Below are 5,412 nucleotides of genomic sequence, written 5' to 3' on the forward strand. Positions count from 1 at the left end.
GTTTTTTGTTTTCGTTTGTTGGATTACAAGCAATAATATTGGTTGATATTATAGTAGATAAATATATTGTTCCTAAAATCGATAATATTTTTTTCATGTTAATTTACTCCTTTGATTATATATATTTTATCTTATTTTTTGTTATAATTTTAATATGATACATTAATGTATTTTTCTGTTAATTGTAAAAATATTAATTGTTTTTAAAAGAATGATTAATATTTTTTTTATTTGTAAAAAAGAGATAGAAATAAAAAGAAAGTGTTTTATCTTTCAAACAATTTTATAAAAACAAAATTGAAATATAATAATAAATGATTTTATTCGCCGGCACTCACCTTTAAGTGAAAGTGTCAAAGCGAGAATTAATTAAACGAGAATTAATTAAATAATTCAATATAGTTATTTATTTTGTATTTAGACAGAAAACACCGTATAGCTATACCTTTTCATCCACTGTCAACTAAGACTACGTTCAGTTTTTAAAATAAATTCACTTGCACTTTGAAAAGCCTAATGCTGACTTTGTGGTTTTTAAACCGCTGTCACTTCTAAGAAGTAATATCTATCGCAAATTTATTTATAAAGTGTCCATCTCTATATTTATTGTGGTTCGATGTTGACCTTGCACTTATTACCACTATCGTTTAGTTATTTTACAATAACCAACGCCTATTTACATACTTTCTCACGCCCTAATAATGCGCTTGCCTAGGCCGGCTTTTTTATAGTGTTTATTCACTTAGATATAAAGTTTTAATTAATAAAAAAGGATTATTGTTATTTATACAATCAATCCGCTAAATATTATTTTTTAAGTTTTGTAATTTTTAAATAAAAACTTAAATTTATAATTTATATTAATATTTACTGGAACTTCAAATTGTATTTATAACAATTTTAAATATTAGAATTACTTATAAATTTAAGTTTTTCTAATTAATTATATTATATTATAAAATGACTAAAAATTGCATAGTTATTAACAAAAATTATTTTAATTAAAGAAAGGAATAAAATAATAAATAAAAGGGGAAATAAAAAAGTGCACGGAGACATTTATGTCGTGCCTTTTTTATTTATCTGAATAATGTATAATAAAACAATGTTATTTTGCGAAGCAAAAACGAGCGAAGCGAGTTTTTTTGATTTATAATTAATATAGCAAATAAATAATTTATTTTGTTGTTGCATTTATGAGATATTTTATTAATTGTTTTTGTTTTGTTTATTGTTTATTTGCTAGTAATTAATATTAAAATACCTTTAAATTAAAGGTATTTTTTATATAGTTGTATATATTTTATTAATTGTTATAATATATATGAGTATGCAACAACATACATCAATAAAAAAATACCAATTTTACTGGAACTTCAATTGGTATTTTTTTATTGATTTTTTTAAAGTTTTTTAGTATAATAAAATTGTTAAGGTTATTAATATTTAATGAAAATTAAATTTATAAGTAATTCTTAATATTTAAAATTGTTATAAATACAATTTGAAGTTCCAGTAAATATTAATATTAGTTATAAATTTAATTTTTTTATTAGATTTATTTTGATAAATTTTAAAGAGAAATAATATTAATAAAAATATTTATGATTAATTATTAATAGTTTAAGTTGTATTTATTCAATTTATCTTATTATTAATTATTAAATGTATTAATTATTTTTTTAAGGAGATTGATGTATTATGAATATTAAAGATTTTTATATTTTAAAAACTTTATATAAAAAATATGGTTTTGAAAAAGTAAAAGGTATTTTAGAACATATTGATAATATTGTTGAAATTAAAAAAGAAAAATAATTAATTTAGTTTGTAAGAGTATAAATTAGATAGGAGAGAAAAATTATGGCGACTTGATTGTCATATTTTATTTTCAGTGTTATTGTTATAGGTAGTTTTATTGCTATTGGTTTAACAATATATCGTAGAATACTGGAAATAAAAAAAATGAGAAAAGATAAAAAGGAAATAGCAAAGGAAGGTGATAACTAATGAATTTATTAGTAGAAACACCTGCTACTATGTCTAGTGGTGTTACATCGATGTTTTCAGGTATTGGAAAAGCAATGGCACAAATTAAAGATGGTTTATTTTCAATTATGCCTGAGATGATGACATTTATGGGTGAAGCGTGAGTAATTATGTTACCAATAGCATTTGGAATTTTAACATGATTGTTTTATAAAATTCTTAAATTGTTTAGATTTCATTCATAGAATTTAACTCCCCTATCGTTGAAAAATAAGGGTGGGGGAGTTAAAAATGTTTTAAGAAGGGGATTAAATTATGAGCCTATACGATTATTGGTTTAAGTTTATAACTTATATTATTGGTAATGATGCTCCCGAATTTTTATATATGATATCATTTGTAATGTTTCTAATTTTATTTTTTGGTGTATTTTTAAAAGTAATATTTTGAATATTTAGAATGGTTGGTTCACGATGCTAGGACAACATTGAGAACAATTACAGAAGTTATTTGTAAATGTATTTTTGTTTATAGATAAAGTTAAGATAGAGAATTTTATTTTATTATCGTTGTCACAAACTAATTATTTTATTTTAATGATTGGTGTGTGAATTGTAATAGTGTTTTTAACATGATTTATGTTATGAATGACTTTTAAGCTTATTAGGGTATTTTAAAATGAGGGATGATAAATTTTGACTTTTTATTATTTGATTTTCTATTGAATTAATTGCTATTATTTGATATTTATGTTGTTAAAAATATTTCGATGCGCTACAGACGACTATTTTAAATGCTTTTATAGTTTTTTCTCCTCATAAGTTTAAAAATAATATTTTTTAAAAGTGGAATTATTATTAATCCTGTTATGGAACCAAGTATTATTATTTAGATTATATTATCAATTGTTATATTAGAAATATTGTTATTTATTCATATTAAACAATCTAATATTAAAAATGGTTTTTTAAATGGATTTATTATAAAACCAATTAGTTCTATTATTGGTCATCCATATTTAAAAAAAATTTTATCATAATTTATTTTTTCCTTTCTATTTAAAAATGTTTTAAAAATGTTTTTCAAAGTAATTATAACATTTTTAGGAATTAAATTTATGGGGAGACAAAACTGTAAAAGCATAATAAATATTTTTTTAAAGGAGTAAACATAAATGAAAATTAAAAAATTAATTCTTGTGATGAAAAATTTTTGTTATATAAATTTAAGTTTATTATATTTCAATTTTGTTTATGTAATTATTTTTTTATTGTCATTAAAATTTAATCAAGGATTATTTTATTGATTTTTATTTGCAGCACAATTTTTTTACTTTTGTTTTTGATTATCAAAAAATATTAAATATCAGTTAACTATTTTTTCATTGATATATCTTCTTTGAGATTGTCCGTTATCAATTATTATTGGAAAGTTAGGAATGGGTAAGACATTATTATTAACTTATTTATCACGAGTTATGAAATTGTTGACAGAAAATATTTATAGTAATTATCCTATTGAAGAAAAAGGCGTTAGGATTTTAACTTTTAATAATTTAGATTTTAAGGATAGAAAAAAAATAATTCCACCAGATGATAGTTTAATTTTGTTTGATGAAAGTTTTTTGTATCTTGATGGAACAAGTCCAGATAAAGAAAAAGAAAAACATGCTGGTAAGATTCCGTGAATTGTTGGAGCAAGGCATCTTAAACATCGTGCATTGTTTACAGCACAACGAGAAGGTATGTTGTGAAATAATATTCGACAGTTATCAAATGCGATTTTAATTCCATTGAGTTTAAAAAAACCTAAGCGAAGTAAAAATAAATTGTTTTCAATTTTTAATCAATCATTTATTTTAACATTAGGATTTTTTCAAGATATCGCTGATTATCAAGCGTGAAAAGAAAAATCAGTTGAACGATTGGCTGATGGTAAACGAACTCGTTATAAGTCTAGTGATGGCCTAGGGATTCGGTTTTTTAAAATTATTATTCCATTAGAGGTTGCAAATAAATATGATAGTTATTGATTAAGTTTTATTCGTGATTTAAAAAATGATGAGATAACAAATAAAGAAGATTTCTATTGATTTGATATTTTTAAATTAACAAATAAAGAACGCTTAGATTTATTTGATATTGATATTTTGAAAAAAAATTTAGAACCTAAAAAAGAAAAACAAAATTGTTAGAAAGGAAAAAAATAATTATGATTAATTTTTTATCAGAACAAGTTAATAACGATGTATGAGAAAAATTATTTTCGTTTGTTGTGACAATAACGATGATTGTTTTTGATTTAATGATGGAAATTAAAATTCCTTTAACAAGTGTTTCACTTTTTTATGTTTTAATTTTTATAATGGTAGTGGATTTATCAATTTATGCTATTCATGGAACATCAACACAATATAACCAACTTGGTTCTTTTGTTAAAAATCAAGTTAGCAATTTGTATGGTGGTACTATTAGAGGTTCTATTCGTGGTCCTGATGATAAATATTTTTCTAAAAATAAAAAAGAAAAACAAGGTGATAAATAATGATTAAATTAATTTTGTTTGTTGTTGCTGTTGCAATATTTGGAACTGGATTTATTACGATACTTATTAATCAATTATCAGGTGTAACAAATATTATTATGAATTTATATAATTCTAATGATTGGTTTTTAAAAGTTGCTGGTAAGTTAGCGGTTTTATTTTCACACGAAGTTATGCAAACTATTTCAGGAATTTATATTCTATGATTTATTATTTCAAAAACATTATATAGTTAGGAGGTGGAAAAATAATGAAAAGATTTTTAGTTTGATTTTTAACTTTACCAATTTTATTTGTTTCGTTTGTTCAGTTAAATGCCTTTTCTTTTTTAGAAAAAGGTGAAGTTAAAAATGAAATTGTTAGACAAAAGCGTAGTACTAATTTTAAAATTAATGAAGAAGATTTTATTAACACAATGTTTTTACGCAGCAGTTTTTTTGAAAATTGAAGTGATACAAATTATTTTGTTAACCCAATTTTAAAAACTTCAAAGTCATTAATTTATAATGAAAATTGATATCTAGATTTTTTAAAAGACAGTTATGCAACTGGAGTTGTGTTTGATAAACCAAGTGATAAATTTTTAGAGTTATATAAAAATTGAGATAACTGTGTTAAACAATATAATTTAAATAGATTTTATAATGTTGATAAAAAATTTTTTTTAAAAGATTTAACAAATTTTATGTATACATATTTTAAAAAATATGAATTACGGAGTACTTTAATTCAAGGTAAATCATTACAAATACAACAAAGTATTAAAGATTTACAACAAGTAAAATTTAATGAAGACAATTGAAAATTAATAACAAATAAATATATTGAAAGAGATACTGGATGATATATTATAATATATAAAAGTTTTAATAATTGAAG

At 21.6% G+C, this 5,412-nt stretch carries 8 protein-coding genes (1 of these 8 only partly in view); 7 read left to right on the top strand and 1 reads right to left on the bottom strand.

The genetic code is table 4. The features are described from left to right. On the bottom strand, nt 1-97 hold a 97-nt coding region (locus EHV01_RS02965), incomplete at its 3' end, for a lipoprotein (protein ID WP_422066142.1). A gap of 1,766 nt (nt 98-1,863) precedes the next feature. Between EHV01_RS02965 and EHV01_RS02970 the strand changes: the two genes are divergently transcribed. The 7 genes from EHV01_RS02970 to EHV01_RS03000 form a co-directional block, all read left to right on the top strand. Next, complete coding sequence (locus tag EHV01_RS02970; protein WP_422066136.1) at nt 1,864-2,010, top strand: hypothetical protein; 147 nt, start codon at nt 1,864-1,866, stop codon at nt 2,008-2,010. Next, the gene (locus EHV01_RS02975; RefSeq protein ID WP_422066137.1) at nt 2,010-2,234 is read left to right on the top strand and encodes a hypothetical protein; all 225 of its coding nucleotides are present in this window, start codon (nt 2,010-2,012) and stop codon (nt 2,232-2,234) included. Before EHV01_RS02970 ends, EHV01_RS02975 begins: the two co-directional genes overlap by 1 nt. 228 nt (nt 2,235-2,462) lie before the next feature. Beyond that, nucleotides 2,463-2,666, top strand: coding sequence for a DUF2649 family protein (locus EHV01_RS02980; RefSeq protein WP_422066138.1), 204 nt, complete (start codon nt 2,463-2,465; stop codon nt 2,664-2,666). 503 nt (nt 2,667-3,169) lie between these two features. Continuing rightward, complete coding sequence (locus tag EHV01_RS02985) at nt 3,170-4,183, top strand: hypothetical protein (RefSeq protein ID WP_422066143.1); 1,014 nt, start codon at nt 3,170-3,172, stop codon at nt 4,181-4,183. 17 nt (nt 4,184-4,200) lie between these two features. Beyond that, entirely contained in the window at nt 4,201-4,533 is a 333-nt protein-coding gene (locus EHV01_RS02990; protein WP_422066139.1) for a hypothetical protein, read from the top strand. Continuing rightward, nucleotides 4,533-4,769 (top strand): hypothetical protein, encoded by a 237-nt coding sequence (locus EHV01_RS02995; protein ID WP_422066140.1) that lies wholly within the window; start codon nt 4,533-4,535, stop codon nt 4,767-4,769. The genes EHV01_RS02990 and EHV01_RS02995 overlap by 1 nt, the downstream gene beginning before the upstream one ends. Before the next feature lie 179 nt (nt 4,770-4,948). Further along, nucleotides 4,949-5,412: part of a spiroplasma phage ORF1-like family protein coding region (locus tag EHV01_RS03000; RefSeq protein WP_423246775.1), annotated on the top strand (this coding region is incomplete at its 3' end). Its footprint extends 17 nt past the window's final position; the window shows 464 of its 481 annotated nt.

This window comes from Spiroplasma sp. hy2 (genome assembly GCF_044714365.1).
GTDB lineage: Bacteria > Bacillota_I > Bacilli_A > Mycoplasmatales > Mycoplasmataceae > Spiroplasma > Spiroplasma phoeniceum.